We start from the raw sequence: 19,302 nt of genomic DNA, 5'->3' as shown, positions 1-19,302 counted from the left end.
TTAAGCTGCGATTTCTTGTGTTGCCATTTGAGGTGCTTTCTTCTCACCAACAGGCAGTACTGTGCGGCCGTATTCGTTGTTGATTACTTGTGCCATTGCAAAGTAGATAGCTGAAGCGCCACAGAAGATACCTTCAAAACCAGCGATAGTGCCGATCAATGAGCTGCCCGTGAAGTTATGAGCTGCAAGTAGGAAGAACAAGATAGTTAGTGAACCGAATACTACCTGCTTCGCTACTGGGTAGCATAGAGAACCGATGAACATGAAGCCTGTGAAGATGCCCCATAATAGTAGGTACCAACCCATGAATGCTGCCGGGCTTGCTGGTAGACCCATGTAAGGCATTACAATCAAACCAACCAAAGACAACCAGAATAGGCCGTAAGAAGTAAACGCAGTTGTACCGAACGTGTCACCACGTTTGAAACACATTGTGCCCACGATAACTTGGCTCAAACCACCGTAAAAAATACCCATCGCAAGGATCATTGAATCCATTGGGAAGAAACCTGCGTTGTGGATATTAAGAAGAATAGTGGTCATACCGAAACCCATTAAGCCTAGTGGCGCTGGGTTAGCTAGTTTGGTCGACATTACGAATTTACCTTATTAAAGTGGTTGATTAAAAAAAATCGATAAAATTTGTAAGAAAATTTTAATCTATAAACCGCCATAAAGGATAATCAAGTTAACGCAAACTAAGGTTGTAGAAATGATCTTATGGAAAATCAGTTTCATAACGGCGCTGATTGATTCATGGGAACTATAAATAAGCAGGTTCCCTATCGCGCTATAAAAAAAGATGCGAGTAACGAGATGCGAAATGAGGGATGAGAAAAGAGTCTTCAGATTTGAGTAAGCGAGAACCCTTAGCATCAAACTTAGACAATAGAGAGCGAGTTTTTCGTTACTCGATTACTCGCATCCCGTATCTGTTCCCCATTCGTAATCTTAAATTACGCTTGTTGTGTTTTAGATTCAGATACTTGAGATTGAACTTCTGAAGAAGCGTTTTTACTTGCATCGCGCTTAGCTAATAGAGTTACAAGGATAAGCTGAGCAACAAGAGCACCCAGCACAACCAATACACTTCCAGTAAAGCCTGCCACTACAAAACTAACTAAAGCGATAGAGCCGTTCATCAACGCATAAGGAAGCTGTGTCTTAAAGTGTTCAAACTGGTCACACCCTGCCCCTGTTGAAGAAAGAATCGTTGTTTCAGAGATCGGTGAGCAATGGTCACCAAACAAACCACCAGACAACACTGCACCAATTGCGACGAGTAGCGGTGCATCTATTGCCACAGCCGTTGGAATAACCAATGGCATCATTATCGCGAAGGTTCCCCACGACGAACCAGTAGCAAATGAAATAATAGCCGACAACAAAAACGCGACCGCAGGCACTAGCCAATAAGGGAAACCACTCTGTGCTTGCTCGGCAATATAAGCCGCTGCGCCCAACTCTTTACCGACTGTACTTAATGCCCAAGCCAGTACCAAGATAATCGCAACAGGCATCATGTTACCCATGCCCTTTAGGTATACGGAAACACCATCCGAAAGCTTTCTTACACCGTAGTAAGCCATCAACGAGATCAAGGTAATCGCAGCAAAGAAGTAAGCCGAAGATAATGCAGCTCTAAATGAAGAACCCGCAACCTTTTGGAATGGGAAGCCTTGAGGAACCAACATGGCACACAGCACTACTAGCATCACTAACAACGGCGCCCAAACAAAAGAGGCCTTTGCATTTTTATGCGAGAAAGGATTAAGTGATTCGCTATTCACACCAGAGTTGATTCCCGCTTGGCAATCACGCTCGGCTTTTGCCATCGGTCCGAAATCTAAGCCTTTAAATGAAACCAAAGGAACGATGAAAATCGCGAGGAACGCGTAGAACTGAAAAGGAATCGCACCGATGAAGGCATCCCAGTCAGACATGTTGACATTCAAAGCCGTGAACTCTTTTTGAATCAGGCTCATGATGTAAACGCCCCATCCAATGAAAGGAATAAGGATCGCAACTGGCGATGAGGTTGAATCAATAATGAATGCTAGCTTCTGTCTTGAAAGTTTCAGTTTATCGAAAAGGGGACGAAAAACAGGGCCAACGATTAAAGGGGTGCCTAAGTCAGAGAAAAATATAACGATTCCCCCAAACCATGCTGAGATTTGAGCTTGGCACTTGTTGCTTACCCATTCAGTCACACGCTTAGCAAACGCAACACCACCACCCGACTTTTCCATCAGAGCGACAAAGCCACCGATGAACACCAACAGCATGATCACACCTGCGTTATAGCTGTCGGTAAGTTGCGGGACTAGGTAACCTTTAACCATGGTACCAAACGTATCAAGTGGGTTAAGTTCGCTAAACATGCCAGTAAGCATCGCAACGCCACTTAGTACGCCAGCAAAAAGGCCTATCACCACATTCCTTGTCGCCAACGACAACACCAAAGTAATCACAATGGGGATGAGTGACGTGATATCTGTCTGTTCCATAGGTACACCTTAACCCTAAAATAGAAAGAATAAATATAAATTAAATTTGAATATAAATTCACAACGCCCATTTGTACAGAACTTTATCCTCTAACTGGATAATTAGTCTTTAAATGCGCTTCAACATAGCTAAATAGAACAATCACCCTCCTTAGATAGCCAAGTTCGAAACGAAAAAAAACCGAAAGTAGAAACTTTCGGCTTTTGACTATTTATATCGCTATGGTCGTACTACTGAACTCGTAACTTAGGTCACCTCTTCAGTATTCAGACGATCAGTTACAGCTAATTTCATCCCAGAACCAATTCGACTGAACAGGACTTTCCCATACACCCGGGCCGTTTTTCGCTACGAAGCACTTGCCGTTATGCGTCACTTTATCACCGTTACTCACTTGGCTAACGCCCGCTTGCCATGTGATAAACACCGATGGGTCAACAACGACAGGCGGCTCGGTCACAGGTGGTTCAACTGGTGTTGGGTCTACCGGAGCAGGATCGACAGGTGCAGGGGCAACTGGCGATGGGTCTGTCACGGGTGGTGTTGGCTCACCCACTACTAATTTCCAAGGGCCGCCATTGGCAGGATCATCCCCTTGTGTCCACCATTTCGCTTCGTAGGTTGCACCGTTGTGAGTAACTTGGTCACCCGCATTGTAAACCTTGGCCGCACTCCAACCGTTACCACCCGGATCAGTCCCAGGGTCTACTGGATCAAGCTTATCGACCACTTTCACTTCAGGCCAGCTCGCATGAGAACCATAAAAGTTGGTCACACACTTCTCGTAATCGCCAGCCACCAGCGCTGAATATGCCGTTTGGAATCCAACCAACTCACATTCAAATGAGTATCCTTCAGGACGGTCTGCGTAGTATTTCCAGTTTCCATCCCAGTTGGTGTACAACACATCGGTTGCGCCGTTGAGATTCAAGCTTCCGTAAGGCGTTTGCTGCCAACAAGTATTGGCTTCATCGGCTTCTACCGGAATTTGATAGTGCGCCGCTAGCCCTTCCCAGTAACGAATACGGTTAACTGGTTGGCCTTTGTCTTTGTTTTGCTCACCACACTCGATACCACCATTAATCACGTTGATCGTGGTACCAAAGCCATAACCAATACCCGCATCCAACTCACGTTGAGAGGGTGTCCAAGTGCGGTCAATCACGTGCAGCATTGCTGGTTTAGGAGCTTGAGGTGTAAGGAAGAACCAAATGGCAGAAGCCAAGTTCAACCATGAATCAGCAACCAAACCTGGATTGTTCAATAGAACCGTTGCATCGCCGTCGAACATCACTTCCGAGAACGCGCCGTAGTTAAAGTGATAAGAAAGCTGTTTAGCACCACGTCCAAAGTAGCCCTGCCCCGCCGCACATGGCCAACGTGCATTCTGCCAATCGTTCTGACCACAACCGGTGGTGTAACCTTCTTGACCTTCAGACCAACCCATTTCACGAACATGCACCAGCGCTTGCTGCCACTCTTCTAGAGCTAATGGGTTATCAGAGGTGTTATCTATCGCGATGTGACCGCCCGTCTCTTGTGAGAAGTGAGCAAAAGCGGTGATGATGGATTTTTTACAGATGGCGTCGGAGTCTCGGCCATCAGTGTACTCTCCACAGAAGGCTGGGAATTTACCAATCGCACGTAAGAAACGAGTGTAGGTGTATTCTGGCGCAGCCATTTGAGTGAGGAAGTCCCATTCAGATTGAGGGAATACACGCTCGACTCGTTTCACGTTTTCAGGATTCGAGGCTAAACCCGGTTCAATAGCTTCAACAATACTATTGGGACGAGTTTGTAATGCTTGTGACCAGATCGCATACATAGGATCGGATGTTTTCGCTTGTTCAGCAGCTTGTAGTGCCGACTTTTCAACAAGGTAGCCATTCGGGTTTTGCGGATCAGGTTGAATGTTCAAAGACGCGTAACTGTGTGCTGCTAAAGTGCAGCCAACTACTGTCGCCAAATATTTGATTTTTAACATGATGGATTCTCTTATCTGTCCTTAATAAGTCCATCAAAGAGTATGTGGCACATGGGAAATAGCCTAGCTGTTGCGATATGAATTTATAAAAAGTGCGAGTGATAGTTTTATGTATAGTTAAACGTAACAACGCGTCTCATGCTTTCTTGAGCTGATATCTAGTTTCCAACTGATTTGGTTTCTAGCGGTTAGATATGGCTCTTTAATACCCTGAATCAGAAAGAAAAAAGCCCCGAACTGAGTTCGAGGCTTAAGAGCTTAATCAAAACTGGTTAAATCTCTAAGAGATTATTCCCACTCGATAGTTGCTGGTGGTTTACCAGAAATATCGTAAACAACACGTGAAATGCCGTTAACTTCGTTGATAATACGGTTAGAAACCTTACCTAGGAAGTCGTATGGAAGGTGTGCCCAGTGAGCAGTCATGAAGTCGATAGTTTCTACTGCACGTAGAGATACAACCCAATCGTACTTACGGCCATCGCCCATTACGCCAACTGAACGTACTGGTAGGAATACCGTGAATGCTTGAGATACTTTGTGGTAAAGGTCAGCAGCGTGAAGCTCTTCAATGAAGATAGCATCAGCACGACGCAGTAAGTCACAGTACTCTTTCTTCACTTCACCAAGTACACGAACACCTAGACCTGGACCCGGGAATGGGTGGCGGTAAAGCATGTTGTATGGAAGACCAAGCTCTAGGCCGATCTTACGTACTTCATCTTTAAACAGCTCACGTAGAGGCTCAACAAGGCCCATTTCCATATCATCAGGAAGGCCACCAACGTTGTGGTGAGATTTGATTACGTGTGCTTTACCTGTCTTAGATGCTGCAGACTCGATTACGTCTGGGTAGATAGTACCCTGAGCAAGCCATTTAGCATTCTTCAGTTTCTTAGACTCTTCGTCGAAGATATCTACGAATACGTGACCGATGATCTTACGCTTAGCTTCTGGTTCAGCTTCGCCTTCCAGAGCGTTAAGGAAACGTTCTTCAGCATCAACTTTAATGATGTTAAGGCCGAATTGGTCACCAAACATGTCCATAACCTGCTCGCCTTCGTTTAAACGAAGAAGACCGTTATCAACAAATACACATGTTAGTTTGTCGCCGATAGCGCGGTGAGCAAGCATAGCGACTACTGATGAATCAACACCACCAGAAAGACCAAGGATAACTTCGTCGTCACCTACTTGCTCTTTAATACGTGCAACTGCATCTTCAATGATAGACGCTGAAGTCCACAGACCTTCACAACCACACGCGTTAAGAACGAAGTTCTCAAGCATTTTTAGGCCGTTTTTAGTGTGCGTTACTTCTGGGTGGAATTGTACGCCGTAGTACTTCTTCTCTTCGTTTGCCATTGCAGCGTATGGGCAAGTGTCAGTTTCAGCGATCTTTGTGAAATCAGCAGGGATCTCAACCACTTTATCACCGTGGCTCATCCAAACATCTTGAGTAGACTCAAGGTCAGCGAAAAGTGCAGATTCGCCAGTCACTTGTACAGCAGCGTAGCCGAACTCGCGCTCAGTAGACGTTGCTACTTTACCGCCAAGTTGCTCAGCCATAGTTTGCATGCCGTAGCAGATACCGAATACAGGCACACCTGAATCAAATACGTACTGAGGTGCACGTGGAGAATTCTCTTCCGTTACACTTTCAGGGCCACCAGATAGGATGATACCGTCTGGATTGAATTCACGAATATCCGCTTCTTCTACGTCCCAGCTCCAAAGTTCACAGTAAACACCGATCTCACGAATACGACGAGCTACTAGCTGTGTGTATTGAGAACCGAAGTCCAGAATTAGAATACGTTGGTCATGAATATTTTTAGTCATTGTAAGCAGTCTTATTGGCTATGTGATAAAACGGAGGCGAGTTTACTCACCTCTGATTAACTCTTCAAGAAATAAAGCAAACGTTTTCGTTAGATATCTTTAACCACGTGTTTTGAGAAAATCGGACTTTTAACAAAACAGACGGTAGATAAAAGAATGTGCCGACTAAATCAGCACATTATTCAAACGTTTGGACGTATTATTAACCTAAACGGTAGTTAGGTGCTTCTTTCGTGATTTGAACATCGTGTACGTGAGATTCTTTCATGCCCGCACCAGAGATACGAACAAACTCAGCTTTAGTACGCATGTCTTCAACAGTTGCAGAACCCGTTAGGCCCATGCTTGAGCGTAGACCGCCCATCTGTTGGTGAACGATCTCTTTTAGACGACCTTTGTATGCGATACGACCTTCAATACCTTCTGGAACAAGCTTGTCTGCAGCGTTGTCAGATTGGAAGTAACGGTCAGAAGAACCTTGAGACATAGCGCCAAGAGAACCCATACCACGGTAAGACTTGTAAGAACGACCGTTGTAAAGGATAACTTCACCCGGTGCTTCTTCAGTACCAGCGAACATTGAACCAACCATCACACAAGATGCGCCAGCAACGATAGCTTTACAGATATCGCCAGAGAAGCGAATGCCGCCATCTGCGATTACTGGGATACCGTATTCATTTGCTACTTCAGCTGCGTCTGCGATTGCTGTTACTTGAGGAACACCAACACCAGTAACGATACGAGTCGTACAGATTGAACCAGGGCCGATACCCACTTTAACTGCACTAACACCGGCTTCGATAAGAGCACGAGCGCCAGCGCCAGTTGCTACGTTACCACCGATGATTTGTAGATCAGGGTATGCAGCGCGAGTTTCGCGGATACGGTTAAGTACGCCTTCAGAGTGACCGTGTGAAGAGTCGATAAGTAGAACGTCTACACCAGCTTCAACTAGAGCAGCAACGCGCTCTTCGTTACCAGCACCAGCACCAACAGCTGCACCTACACGTAGGCTGCCGCGCTCATCTTTACAAGCGTTTGGTTTACGTTCTGCTTTGTGGAAATCTTTTGCAGTGATCATTCCCGTTAGTTGGAAGTCATCATTTACAACAAGAACTTTTTCAACGCGCGCTTCGTGCATTTTCTCTTGAACTTCTTCACGAGTAGCACCTTCTTTAACAGAAGCAAGGCGAGCTTTAGGTGTCATTACTACGTCAACTTTCTTAGAAAGGTCAGTCACAAAGCGAACGTCACGGCCAGTAATAATACCAACAAGTTCGTTTGTTTCAGTAACAACAGGGAAACCGGCGAAGCCGTGTTTTTGAGTAAGAGCTACAACATCAGCGATTGTCGCGTCAGGGTTTACAGTAACAGGGTGAGAAACCACACCTGCTTCGTAAATTTTAACCTGGCGAACCATTTCAGCTTGCTGTTCAATAGACATGTTCTTATGAATGAAGCCTATTCCGCCTTCTTGTGCCAGTGCAATCGCTAGGCGAGCTTCTGTCACAGTATCCATCGATGCAGAGATCATTGGGATGTTTAGGGAAATATTCTTCGTCAGCTGAGTGCGAAGATCAGCTGTATTAGGGAGAACGGTGGAGTGTGCTGGCACTAGCAGTACGTCGTCGAATGTCAGCGCTTCTTTGGCAATTCTTAGCATTTGCAATATCTCACAATAATAGGAGTAAAAAGAAACAATCCAATCTCATCGTTTCGCCTAATGAGGGCAGCCAATTAAGGAAAATCAAACTGCATTTGGATTAGATATTGCGGACGGATTATACGGCCAACGAAATCGCTTGGCTACACATTTTTGTATTTTTAATTTGCATTTACCCCCTTGCTATGTATTATATTGCCGCTATCTTCCATACTCACGCCCTGTGAGATTCCAAGAAAGACCTTCCTTCAAGGAAAGATAGTGCTTCTATGACTAATCCAAACATCTTTACTGTTTCTCGCCTCAACTCAGAGGTTCGTCTCCTATTAGAAAACGAAATGGGAATAGTCTGGCTCGTTGGTGAAATCTCAAACTTCTCTGCACCTGTATCTGGTCACTGGTACCTCACGCTTAAAGACTCTCGCGCTCAGGTTAAGTGCGCTATGTTTCGTGGCAATAACCGTCGTGTTACTTTTAAACCCCAGAACGGTAATCAAGTTTTAGTCAAAGCTCGTCTGTCTCTTTATGAGCCGCGTGGTGACTATCAACTCATCATCGAAAGCATGCAGCCAGAAGGCGATGGCAAGCTTCAGCAAGAATTTGAAAAACTTAAGATGAACTTGGCGGCGGAAGGCTTATTTGCTCAATCGAGTAAACAAATTCTTCCAGAACATCCTAAATGCGTTGGTGTCATCACCTCTAAAACAGGCGCAGCCCTCTTCGATATTCTCGATGTACTGAAAAGGCGCGATCCTTCATTGCCAGTCATCGTGTATCCGACCATGGTGCAAGGTGAAGGAGCTTCGATTCAGATCGCTCAAGCGATTGGACGTGCCAATGAGCGCAACGAATGTGATGTATTGATCGTGGGTCGTGGCGGCGGTTCATTAGAGGACTTATGGTGTTTCAATAACGAGATCGTTGCTCGCACTATTGCAGCAAGCCAGATCCCGATTATCAGCGCCGTTGGCCACGAAGTTGACGTCACTATCGCTGATTTCGTCGCAGATATGCGTGCTCCAACACCATCAGCAGCCGCTGAATTGGTTAGCCGCGATAACAGCCATAAAGAACAAGCTTTCGCGTCTAAACGTGCTCGTTTGGTGAGTGCGATTCGTCATGTGTTAATCAAACAAGCACAATCAACTCAAACGTTGAAATACCGCTTAGAGAAACAACACCCGAGCTACCAACTGCAAAAGCAGAGTCAGCAGCTTGATGACCTAGACATGCGTTTGCGTCGTGGTATGACTCAATACTTAAAGCAGCATGCACAACGTGTTGAACGTAAGCAGCACCAGCTTCAGTTGAACTCGCCAGTGAAACGCCTTGGCGAACAAAAACTGCATCTGCAACGTTCAGAGCAAAAGCTGTTGGATACAATGGACAAGACATTACTAACGACTCGCCACCAGCTAGCCATGGCTGCAGAGAAGCTAGAAACAGTGAGCCCGCTGTCAACTCTAAAGCGTGGTTACAGCATTACCCATTCTGCATCGAGCAAGACTGTGTCATCGATTAATGACGTCGAAGTAGGCGAAGTGATCACCACCCAAGTTGAAGATGGTGTAATTGAATCGCAAGTGACAACAAGAGTCGCGAAGAGTGAGCTTTAGTTTCATCAGATACAAAAAAGACCCAACACTTTAGTATTGAGTCTCTGGTATAACATCACCGATTGTCGTTCAAACCAAATAATTTAAGGCTATTCCGCTGGTTGGAATTCGAATTTCACTCTCGACTTAGACTTCAACTCGTTGCAATCGCCATTACAAAAATAGCTCGCTGCACCACAGGCTTGAAGCTTCTCAAGTTGGCTGCTGCACTCAGGGCAAAATCCAACTTTAGTAAAGTGAGCCTGACAACTTTCACAGTGATACTTGCCATCCCAAGCTAGCTCAGACTGGCACTTAGGGCAGATATTTTCACTCATTAGTATTTCCTAATTCACTACTATTTTTACAATCTACTACCGCTGAGACTTCGCTTGCTTGATTTGGTACATGTTCTTATCAGCTTGTACGATCAAGGTTTCTAATGATTCAGGATCTTTTTCATAAGAGAGCCCAACACTGACTGCGAACTGAATATCGTTGATATAGAGCGCTTGTTCCAAGGTTCTTTCTAAGCTGTGATAAAAGCTAACAACGCTTTCTTCAGAGTCAAAACAAGAGAACACCACAAATTCATCACCGCCATAGCGACCAATTTTGGCACATGTCGAGGTGGCTTCATCTAAAACCTTTGCAACAGCGAGCAATACGCCATCACCAAAGCTGTGACCATATGTGTCATTAATTGATTTGAATTTATCGACATCGACAAACAGACACGCCATAACCTTGTCACCAAAACATCGCTTTGCCAGTACGTTTTCAGCTTCACTCAACAGTGCTCGGCGATTCAAACAATGAGTAAGGGAATCATGATGAGCAAAAAAGTTAAGTTGATTCTCTAACTCATATTTCTCCAATGCGACCGAATACAGTGAAGCCAATAACTCTAGGATTTCGAGTTCGAATTCATGGGGTTCAGAGATGTACTGGCTGTAAATCGCGAAGGTACCTAGAACATGTCCATGTGAGGAGATGATTGGTACTGACCAACACGCATGAAGATTAGCTTGATTGGTCAGAGGTAGGAAAGGTACCCAATTGGGGTGCCTATTGATGTCTGAAACCATAACGGCTTTCTTGAGTGCCGCCGCCTCTCCACAAGAACCAATTCCCACACCAATCCCCACCCCTTCTATTTGCTGATTATAAAAATCAGGTAGGTTCGGAGCATATTCAAGGTGCAAAGTCTTTGACTCTGAGTTGAGCAGTAAAATTGAAGCCATACGCTGCCCGAAAAGCTGCTCGGTAAGCTGAATGATCTTATGATTTAAATCTTTACGATCCATCCCAAGAGCAAGCTTTCGAAGCAAACTGTTGACTGCTCGGTGGCCTTCTAATAAAAATTTTTGTTCCATTCACTAAAGCTTTCTATTGTGTAATTAGGTACGGCTTGTTCTTATGCAAGCTTACTATTGGTTAATAATAACACACTAAATAACCACAACACACAATCGAAGATCATAGGTTGATCTTTCGCTTTATCTATTTTGATCAGCGATCTACCCCAAAAAGAATATTTATATCACCACACACCGAAAGCATAAGTTACATGTGCTGCATTTCAATTTTAAATAGTCATTTATATCAAAAGTAACATATAAAAACAAAATAAACAGCACAAGCTATTTCGATCTATAGTCTAAATCATCGAATTACATGCGTCAGCATTTCAATATTCTGGTCATCTAACTGGGTTAACTTAACCGATAATGCTTTAAGCTCTGACGTATTATCAATGTGAGTACCACCACACGGAATAGACACGAGAGTGTCTGCATTGAGCTGCCATTCCCAGTAACGAGAGTCTGTTAATGCCTCGCCTTCCAGTCTCATCGCGACTGGCGTCGGCTCTGCTAGCCAGCCTGCCATCATTTGATTGATGTCGGCTTCAATGCCATCAAGGTTTGCTAGCATGTCTGCGACGTTCAAGCCGCGTTTCTTCAAGGTTTTGCCCAAACGATACTTGTCGGTACACAACTCTGGGGTCACAAAGCTGGTGACTTGCGCGTAGCTATTGAAGTCGTAACTGCCAAGCGGATCTTTTCTGTCCGCATCTTTGCGCCAGTAACTCTCAGCCAGTACTTTATTCAACGCTAAGAAAGCGATATGACCAGCACTATGCCCACGGCTCAAGCTTGCTTGGTATTCTTTATCAACCGACAACTCAACTTCATCGCCAATATTAATCGTAGAAGCTGATGCCGGTAGTTGGTGAACAACCACAAACGCCCACCCTTCCGTATCACGCTTAACAGGAATATCTGCTGCGATATGAAGCTTTCCAGTAGATTGTTCTATTGCACCAACAAGGCAATCTTCAACAATATACTGTTCACCATTTACGCTGACAAAACCTTGGTCTGCAGGGTGATCTGGCCAAATATAACTAACAGGATGAAAAGGCGTCACATCAGTGATCAAGTAGGTTTTACTGTTATCGCTTTCAACATATAGCGCTTTGGCATTGAGCTGCCAAGCCTGATGACAGAATTGAGTGATGGTTGGTGTGATTGCTTGTGCAGATGTAATCAAATCGCTAGTGCTCATATTGTTCTTCTTTTGAAATCGAGTCTAATTCGCTAACCCATAATGATGTGAGAATGTGAGGCTATGGCTTAACGTAAATTTTGCTTAAAAAAATACCCGAGACAGGCTCGGGTATCAAATCGATTAGAAAGGGTTATTTACGGCCTTTCATCATGCTCATCATACGTTTACGTTTGCGTTCCTGAGAAATCGTTAGCTTGTTTGTTTTCGCTTCAAACGGGTTTTCGCTGTTCTGGAATTGAATGCGAATCGGTGTACCCATGATCTCTAGCGAACGACGGTAGTAGTTCATTAGGAATCGTTTGTACGAATCTGGCAAGTTACGAACTTGGTTACCGTGGATAACGATAATAGGTGGGTTATAGCCACCAGCGTGCGCGTATTTAAGTTTCACACGACGGCCACGAACCATAGGCGGTTGGTGATCATCCGTTGCCATTTTCATGATACGAGTCAGAACAGAAGTACCAACACGTGTTGTCGCTGACTTGTAAGCTTCTTGAACAGATTCAAACAAGTGACCAACACCTGTGCCATGAAGTGCAGAAATAAAGTGAATACGTGCGAAATCAACGAAACCTAAACGGCGGTCTAGTTCTTTCTTAACGTGTTCTTTTACATCGCTGTCTAGACCATCCCACTTGTTTACTGCAATCACGATTGAACGACCAGCATTCAACGCAAAGCCTAACAAGCTTAAATCTTGATCCGAGATATTCTCGCGAGCATCAATCAGCAATAACACAACGTTAGCGTCTTCAATCGCTTTCAGTGTTTTAACTACAGAGAACTTCTCTACCGTTTCATTGATGTTCTTACGACGACGAACACCCGCAGTATCAATCAGAACGTATTCACGCTCATCACGCTGCATTGGAATGTAGATAGAGTCACGAGTCGTACCTGGCATATCGTAAACAACAACACGTTCTTCACCAAGAATACGGTTAGTTAGTGTTGATTTACCTACGTTCGGACGACCAATGATTGCTAGCTTGATTGGTTGATCTTGAAGACGCTGGAATTCTTCTTCCGCTTCTTCTTCAGTGAAATCAACTTGCTCTTCTTCTTCGTCTTCAAACTCAGTCAAATCGCTTACTTCACCATTCTCAGCTTTTAAAGCTTCAGCGAATGGGTTAAGTGCAAGGTCAATCAGTGCGGTTACACCACGACCGTGTGCCGCTGCGATTTGATACATATCTTCAACGCCTAACTGCCAGAAGTCAGCACTTGCAGCATCAGGGTCGATACCATCAACCTTGTTTACTACGAGCATTGAAGGCTTTTCTAGTTGGCGAAGGTGCTTAGCAATAGCCACATCTGAAGGTGTTAGACCAGCACGGCCATCTACCATAAACAGAACGACATCAGCTTCATCAATCGCCGCTAGCGACTGTTCAGCCATTTTAGTTTCAACACCTTCTTCGGTACCGTCGATACCACCAGTGTCGATAACAATAAAGTCATGCTCACTAAAATGAGCATGGCCGTATTTACGGTCACGCGTTAAGCCAGGGAAATCCGCAACCAATGCATCACGAGTTCGAGTCAATCGGTTAAATAACGTAGATTTACCTACGTTCGGACGCCCTACTAGAGCAACAACAGGTACCATAACAACCTCTACAATTTCTTCTCTAAATGTAGTTATAGGTAAGCACTTGTTCGCAAGTTTAAACTCTTACCTATAACCACATGGTTTATTAATTTATAACAACAAAACGGCTCCTAGCTGTTACCAACCAGGAGCCGACTGTGAATTGTATCACGCTTTTATTGGCTAATCGTTAGTTTCTTTACATCGCCATTGCGAGTCGTCACTAAGTAGCCTTCAGGTAGCTCAATTGGCGCAACCGCAAAGCCGCTATCATCAACTAACTGTTGGGCAACGAACTCACCCGATGAACGATCTAACCAGTGTAGATAACCTTCTGTATCACCCACGACTACATAACCGTTAATAATAGCAGGTGCTGTCAGTAAGCGGTTTTCTAGCAATGGCGTGCTCCATAGCTCAGTACCGCTACGCGCATCTACCGCAACCACATGGTCTTTGTCAGTAACAACGAACAAACGACTACCATCGCTTGCTAAATCAATCGCTGACGAGTAGTTACGCTTCCAAACTGGCTTACCAGAACGAAGATCGATAGCAATTAACTGACCATTGATACCAACGGTATACAAGGTGCCGCCAAGAACAATCGGAGACGCATCAACATCAACCAAGCGGTCAATTTCCGTTGCGCCTTTTGGCGTGCCAACCGGTTGTTGCCAAATAAGCTGACCACGGTCAACGATAGCAGCAGCCAAACGTCCATTTGCCGTTCCCCAGAAAACACCACCAGAAACAGCAACAGGAGAGCTATCGCCGCGCAGTGTTAAACTTGGAACTTCAGTGCTAATCGTCCACTTCTGTTCGCCGCTTTCTTGATCTAAAGCGATCATCATGCCACGGCTCGTATGAACTAATACCATGTTGCTTTCAGTCGCAGGAGATGCAAGCACCTCACCGTTCACTGGTACGCGCCACAGTTCTTCACCGGTCGATTCGTCTAACGCGATCACTTCGCCATTTTCAGAGCCTAAGAACACTTTGCCGTAAGCCGCTGTTAGGCCACCTGATAAGCGTGCGAGCACATCTTTTTCAAGATCGGTTTCCCACAACTTTTTACCCGTTTCAGGATCAAGCGCTTTAACAATACCTTCGCGACTTGCAACAAACACTTTGTCGTAAGCAAGCTCTGGCGTTAATTTTGAAAAGTAATGACCAACACCATCACCAACCGACGTAGACCATTCCTGCTTAGGAGTGAACTCGCTGTTTACCGTTGGTACTGGAGCCATGATGACGGTGTCTTCTTCACCCGCACAACCCGCTAACAGGCCAAGAGCAATCGCACACAACGCCGCTTTTGGAAACATCTTCTTCATTCAAAGCGCCTTATTTAGCTAGGTCGTCAAGTTTGATTTGAAGCGTTTGGCTCGCATCAGCAGCTTGTTGTGCTTCAGAGTAAGCACTGTAAGCCGCATCTGTGTCGCCTTTACGAAGTGAAATATCACCACGTAGTTCAGCAACACGGCCTTTCCAAGATTCGTCAGTCATCGCTTCAAGATCAGTCAATGCTGCGTCAAATTCACCTTGCTCAGCTTTGATACGAGCAACACGGTAAGTAAGTAGTGGTGCTAATGCCGCGTCCTTAGTTGCCGATTTTGCCCACTCAAGCTGTTCAAGTGCTGCTGCAAGGTCACCCGCTTGAACTTGCGCTTTAGCTAATTGCATAGCAGCAAGAACAGAGTATTCAGCATCTTTGTTTGCGTCGATGAAAGCTTGAATATCAGATTGAGCATCAACGCCCTTAGTATCAAGAGCTGAAATTACAGAGGTGTAGCTTTCTGAAGCTGCTTCACGCGCTTCAACGACTGAATCTTGGTAATAGCGCCAGCCAAATAGACCACCTAAACCAATAACCGCACCAAAGATTACGGCTTTACCGTTCTCTTTCCACCAATCTTTAATGGCTTCAACTTGTTGCTCTTCGCTATCGTAAAGTTCCACTTCCTGTCCTCTTTAATTCTTTAAACGCCAGCATAGTGCTGACGTTAATATTCATGATGAGCGTTTGCTCAATGGCTAACTAGATTAGCGCAGCAACTTTCTCTGCAACTTCCGTTTGAGACACGGTTTCTTGCACACCGCCAACCAAATCTTTTAGCACAACTGTATTATCAGCAACTTCGTTCTCACCAAGTACAAGTGCTACAACAGCACCTACTTTGTCAGCACGTTTAAATTGCTTCTTGAAGCTACCACCACCGAAGTGGTTCATCACGCGTACGCCTTTAACGGTGTCACGCAATTGATTCGCTAACTGCATGCCCGCGATCATAGTACCTTCGCCAGCAGCAACCATATATACGTCAACGCTACGACGAACTTCTGTAAGTTCTAGCGTTTCCATCATTAGAACCAGGCGCTCTAGACCCATTGCAAAACCAACCGCATTAGTTGCTTTGCCGCCTAGTTGCTCAACAAGACCATCGTAACGGCCACCGCCACATACTGTACCCTGCGCGCCTAGGCTGTCAGTGATCCACTCAAATACTGTGCGGTTGTAGTAATCTAGGCCACGTACTAGTCGCTCGTTAACTTGGTATTCGATACCAACAGCGTCAAGAAGTTCACACAAACCAGCAAAATGTTGCTTTGATTCTTCACCTAAATATTCAGATAGTCGAGGTGCGTCACCTAAGATCGCTTGAACATCCGGGTTCTTAGTATCAAGTACACGTAAAGGGTTAGTGTGCATGCGACGTTTACAATCTTCATCAAGCACATCGATGTGTTGCTCAAGGAACGCCACTAACGCAGTGCGGTAGCTTACGCGGTCTTCTTGAGAACCGATTGAGTTCAGTTCTAGGCGAACGTGTTTGTCGATGCCTAGCTCACGCCAAAGACGTGCTGTCATCATAATAAGTTCAGCGTCTACGTCTGGACCGTCTAGGCCAAACACTTCAACGCCACATTGGTGGAATTGACGGTAACGACCTTTTTGAGGACGCTCGTGACGGAACATTGGACCCATGTACCATAGGCGCTGTTCATCACGGTTAATAAGGCTGTTTTGAATACATGAACGTACACAACCTGCTGTTCCTTCTGGACGCAGCGTTAGGCTATCGCCATTACGGTCATCAAAGGTGTACATCTCTTTTGAAACAACGTCAGTTTCTTCACCAACAGCACGGCTAAATAGGTTTGTTTCTTCAACGATAGGCATACGTACTTCGTTGTAACCGTATGCGCTCACCACACTTTTAACTGCGCTTTCTACTTTCTGCCACAGTGGTGATTGAGTTGGAAGGCAGTCGTTCATGCCTCGAATTGCTTGGATATTTTTAGCCACAATATTTATTCCGTAATTTCTCACGACCAGGTGTTAGTGCGAATAGACAATCACACCCCATCGCGTTGTATTAATCTTCTAAGTTTTCTACATCAATGCGATTTGCTTTATCAAGCACTGACGCTTTTGCACGAATCTTAGCTTCAAGTTTGTCGACAAGATCATCGTTGTCGAAGCGCTCTTTCTGACGTTTACCGTCTTCGTAGAAGGCACTCTTACGTGCACTACCGGCTAAACCTAAGTGAGACACTTCAGCTTCACCAGGGCCGTTAACCACACAACCGATGATTGATACATCCATTGGGGTAATAACGTCTTCTAAGCGCTCTTCAAGAGCATTAACGGTGTTAATAACATCGAACTCTTGACGAGAACAGCTCGGGCACGCAATGAAGTTGATGCCACGCGAGCGAATGCGCAAAGATTTAAGAATATCAAAGCCTACTTTGATCTCTTCAACAGGATCAGCCGCGAGCGAAATACGCAGCGTATCGCCGATACCTTCAGAAAGAAGCATACCCAAACCGACAGCTGATTTCACAGAACCCGCACGCGCACCACCCGCTTCGGTAATACCAAGGTGCAAAGGTTGATCAATCTGCTTGGCAAGCAAACGGTATGAGCCGACTGCAAGGAATACATCAGAAGCCTTAACGCTGACTTTGAATTGATCAAAGTTTAGACGGTCTAGGATATCGACGTGACGCATTGCAGATTCAACAAGCGCTTCTGCTGTAGGCTCTGTGTATTTCTCTTGGATCTCTTTTTCAAGAGAACCGCCGTTAACACCAATACGAATCGGGATATTCATATCACGAGCACAATCCACAACAGAGCGAATGCGGCTTTCGTTACCGATGTTACCAGGGTTGATACGCAGACAGTCAACACCGTACTCTGCCACTTTAAGGGCAATACGGTAGTCGAAGTGAATGTCAGCCACCAAAGGAACAGAAACCTGCTGTTTGATTAGCTTAAATGCTTCAGCGGCATCCATAGTCGGTACAGATACGCGAACGATATCAGCGCCAACTTTTTCCAAAGCTCTAATTTGAGCAACGGTCGCAGCGACATCAGTTGTTCTTGTGTTGGTCATGGATTGCACAGCAATTGGTGCACCATCACCGATCGGCACATCACCCACATAAATACGGGTTGATTTGCGACGAATAATAGGAGATTCGTGTTGCATATAAACTCTAAGGTAAGGTTATTCTAGCTACTTTGCCTGAAGTATACCCAGAAAGGTCAACGGGTTCACTTGCAAATGTCATTGATACGCCCTCTGGCGCACCTAGAATCACTTTGTATGGCGCAGTTCCTGAAAGATTGAGTGTCTGACCTGCTTTTTTGATGCCAGTAGACAAAGTCTTGCCTGCCGCATCTTTAACTTGGATCCAACAGTCTGCAGAGAACTGCATCACTAGCTCGTTGGTTACAGGTTCAGGCGTCACTGTCTCTGATTCAGCCGCTACAGGGGTAACCTCTGCAACGTCTTGTGTCTCTTCTACTTGCTCGACATTCTCTGAGGCTTCAGCAGCACTCACTACAGTAAGAAGGTCATCAGAATTTTCAGTAACAGGAGATGTCTCTGTGTTTTGCTCAGCTTCAATCACTTCTAACGAAGTCAACTCAGGATCAAGCGACTCTTCTACCACTAGCTCTTCCGAGCTTTCAGTGTTGACGAGAGATTGAGATAGGGTGTCTTGCTGCTGGTTCTGCCACCACCAAAGTGATGAGATACCCGCTATCACAGCAAAGATGCTCCATGTAAGGATCATAATACGGCTGTTGTGCTTCTCTGTTTTTGTCTTACGAGAAAAGCTCAGCATTTCTTGTTCTTGATGTTGAGCATCACCGGCATGATGAAGCGCACTCAATACGACCTTTTCGTCAAGATTGACATATTTCGCGTATGAGCGAATGTAACCACGCATAAACGTAGCCACTTGATCTGATTCAAACTGGTTTTCTTCAATTTGCTGAATAAGCGTAACGCGCAACTTCAAGCGATCAGAGATCTGCTTCTGTGTTAAACCAAGAGATTCTCGTTTATTTTTAAGCAGCGTTCCCGCTTCAATTGCTGGAGCGACGGTTTCTTTCGTTTGTGTTTGTGTTTCGTGTTCTGTGTTCATAGAGAGTGAACTTCTAAAGTATTATCGCAGGTTGATGAGAGCATTTTTTATTTTCGTTTAAGCTCAATCTTACAACCTACTATGTGGAATTTTTCCT

Annotated in this window: 15 protein-coding genes; 1 reads left to right on the top strand and 14 read right to left on the bottom strand. The window is 45.0% G+C overall.

The features are described 5' to 3' along the window. From QWZ07_RS08660 to guaB, 5 genes are all read right to left on the bottom strand, one after another. Window positions 1-594 (bottom strand): acetate uptake transporter, encoded by a 594-nt coding sequence (locus tag QWZ07_RS08660; protein ID WP_017106470.1) that lies wholly within the window; start codon window positions 592-594, stop codon window positions 1-3. A gap of 362 nt (window positions 595-956) precedes the next feature. Next, a complete protein-coding gene (locus QWZ07_RS08655; RefSeq protein ID WP_192853436.1) occupies window positions 957-2,507 on the bottom strand; it encodes a Na+/H+ antiporter NhaC family protein in 1,551 nt (516 codons plus the stop codon). A 275-nt stretch (window positions 2,508-2,782) separates the two neighbouring features. Then, window positions 2,783-4,492 carry a chitinase gene (locus tag QWZ07_RS08650; protein WP_192853435.1) on the bottom strand — a complete coding sequence of 570 codons (1,710 nt, stop codon included), beginning with the start codon at window positions 4,490-4,492 and terminating at the stop codon, window positions 2,783-2,785. 288 nt (window positions 4,493-4,780) lie between these two features. Next, window positions 4,781-6,334 carry a glutamine-hydrolyzing GMP synthase gene (gene guaA, locus QWZ07_RS08645; RefSeq protein ID WP_192853434.1) on the bottom strand — a complete coding sequence of 518 codons (1,554 nt, stop codon included), beginning with the start codon at window positions 6,332-6,334 and terminating at the stop codon, window positions 4,781-4,783. A 202-nt stretch (window positions 6,335-6,536) separates the two neighbouring features. Beyond that, window positions 6,537-8,000 carry an IMP dehydrogenase gene (gene guaB, locus QWZ07_RS08640; RefSeq protein ID WP_010440594.1) on the bottom strand — a complete coding sequence of 488 codons (1,464 nt, stop codon included), beginning with the start codon at window positions 7,998-8,000 and terminating at the stop codon, window positions 6,537-6,539. A gap of 269 nt (window positions 8,001-8,269) precedes the next feature. Between guaB and xseA the strand changes: the two genes are divergently transcribed. Next, a complete protein-coding gene (gene xseA, locus QWZ07_RS08635) occupies window positions 8,270-9,616 on the top strand; it encodes an exodeoxyribonuclease VII large subunit (protein WP_192853433.1) in 1,347 nt (448 codons plus the stop codon). Between the two features lie 89 nt (window positions 9,617-9,705). Here xseA and QWZ07_RS08630 read toward each other — a convergent pair whose 3' ends face one another. The 9 genes from QWZ07_RS08630 to QWZ07_RS08590 all read right to left on the bottom strand — a co-directional run bounded on the left by QWZ07_RS08630 (window position 9,706) and on the right by QWZ07_RS08590 (window position 19,205). After that, window positions 9,706-9,933, bottom strand: a complete 228-nt coding sequence (locus QWZ07_RS08630; RefSeq protein WP_017056199.1) for a zinc ribbon domain-containing protein — start codon at window positions 9,931-9,933, stop codon at window positions 9,706-9,708. A gap of 36 nt (window positions 9,934-9,969) precedes the next feature. Next, the gene (locus tag QWZ07_RS08625; protein ID WP_017110468.1) at window positions 9,970-10,971 is read right to left on the bottom strand and encodes a sensor domain-containing diguanylate cyclase; all 1,002 of its coding nucleotides are present in this window, start codon (window positions 10,969-10,971) and stop codon (window positions 9,970-9,972) included. A 289-nt stretch (window positions 10,972-11,260) separates the two neighbouring features. Then, window positions 11,261-12,163 carry an alanyl-tRNA editing protein gene (locus tag QWZ07_RS08620; protein WP_192853432.1) on the bottom strand — a complete coding sequence of 301 codons (903 nt, stop codon included), beginning with the start codon at window positions 12,161-12,163 and terminating at the stop codon, window positions 11,261-11,263. A 133-nt stretch (window positions 12,164-12,296) separates the two neighbouring features. Next, window positions 12,297-13,778, bottom strand: coding sequence for a ribosome biogenesis GTPase Der (der, locus tag QWZ07_RS08615; protein WP_017106477.1), 1,482 nt, complete (start codon window positions 13,776-13,778; stop codon window positions 12,297-12,299). 158 nt (window positions 13,779-13,936) lie between these two features. Next, the gene (gene bamB / locus QWZ07_RS08610; protein ID WP_065105021.1) at window positions 13,937-15,097 is read right to left on the bottom strand and encodes an outer membrane protein assembly factor BamB; all 1,161 of its coding nucleotides are present in this window, start codon (window positions 15,095-15,097) and stop codon (window positions 13,937-13,939) included. Between the two features lie 10 nt (window positions 15,098-15,107). Continuing rightward, complete coding sequence (locus tag QWZ07_RS08605; protein WP_017106479.1) at window positions 15,108-15,722, bottom strand: YfgM family protein; 615 nt, start codon at window positions 15,720-15,722, stop codon at window positions 15,108-15,110. A gap of 79 nt (window positions 15,723-15,801) precedes the next feature. Continuing rightward, window positions 15,802-17,070: a histidine--tRNA ligase gene (hisS, locus tag QWZ07_RS08600; protein WP_065113443.1), complete on the bottom strand. Its 1,269-nt coding sequence runs from the start codon at window positions 17,068-17,070 to the stop codon at window positions 15,802-15,804. 70 nt (window positions 17,071-17,140) lie between these two features. Further along, window positions 17,141-18,262 (bottom strand): flavodoxin-dependent (E)-4-hydroxy-3-methylbut-2-enyl-diphosphate synthase, encoded by a 1,122-nt coding sequence (ispG, locus tag QWZ07_RS08595; RefSeq protein ID WP_009848294.1) that lies wholly within the window; start codon window positions 18,260-18,262, stop codon window positions 17,141-17,143. 7 nt (window positions 18,263-18,269) lie between these two features. Continuing rightward, window positions 18,270-19,205, bottom strand: a complete 936-nt coding sequence (locus QWZ07_RS08590) for a RodZ domain-containing protein (protein WP_192853431.1) — start codon at window positions 19,203-19,205, stop codon at window positions 18,270-18,272. Window positions 19,206-19,302: the final 97 nt, after the last annotated feature.

The organism is Vibrio lentus (genome assembly GCF_030409755.1).
In the GTDB taxonomy this organism is placed as follows: domain Bacteria; phylum Pseudomonadota; class Gammaproteobacteria; order Enterobacterales; family Vibrionaceae; genus Vibrio; species Vibrio lentus.
The sequence above is the reverse complement of the archived record's forward strand: the minus strand, read 5'-3'. Positions and strand labels throughout refer to the sequence as shown.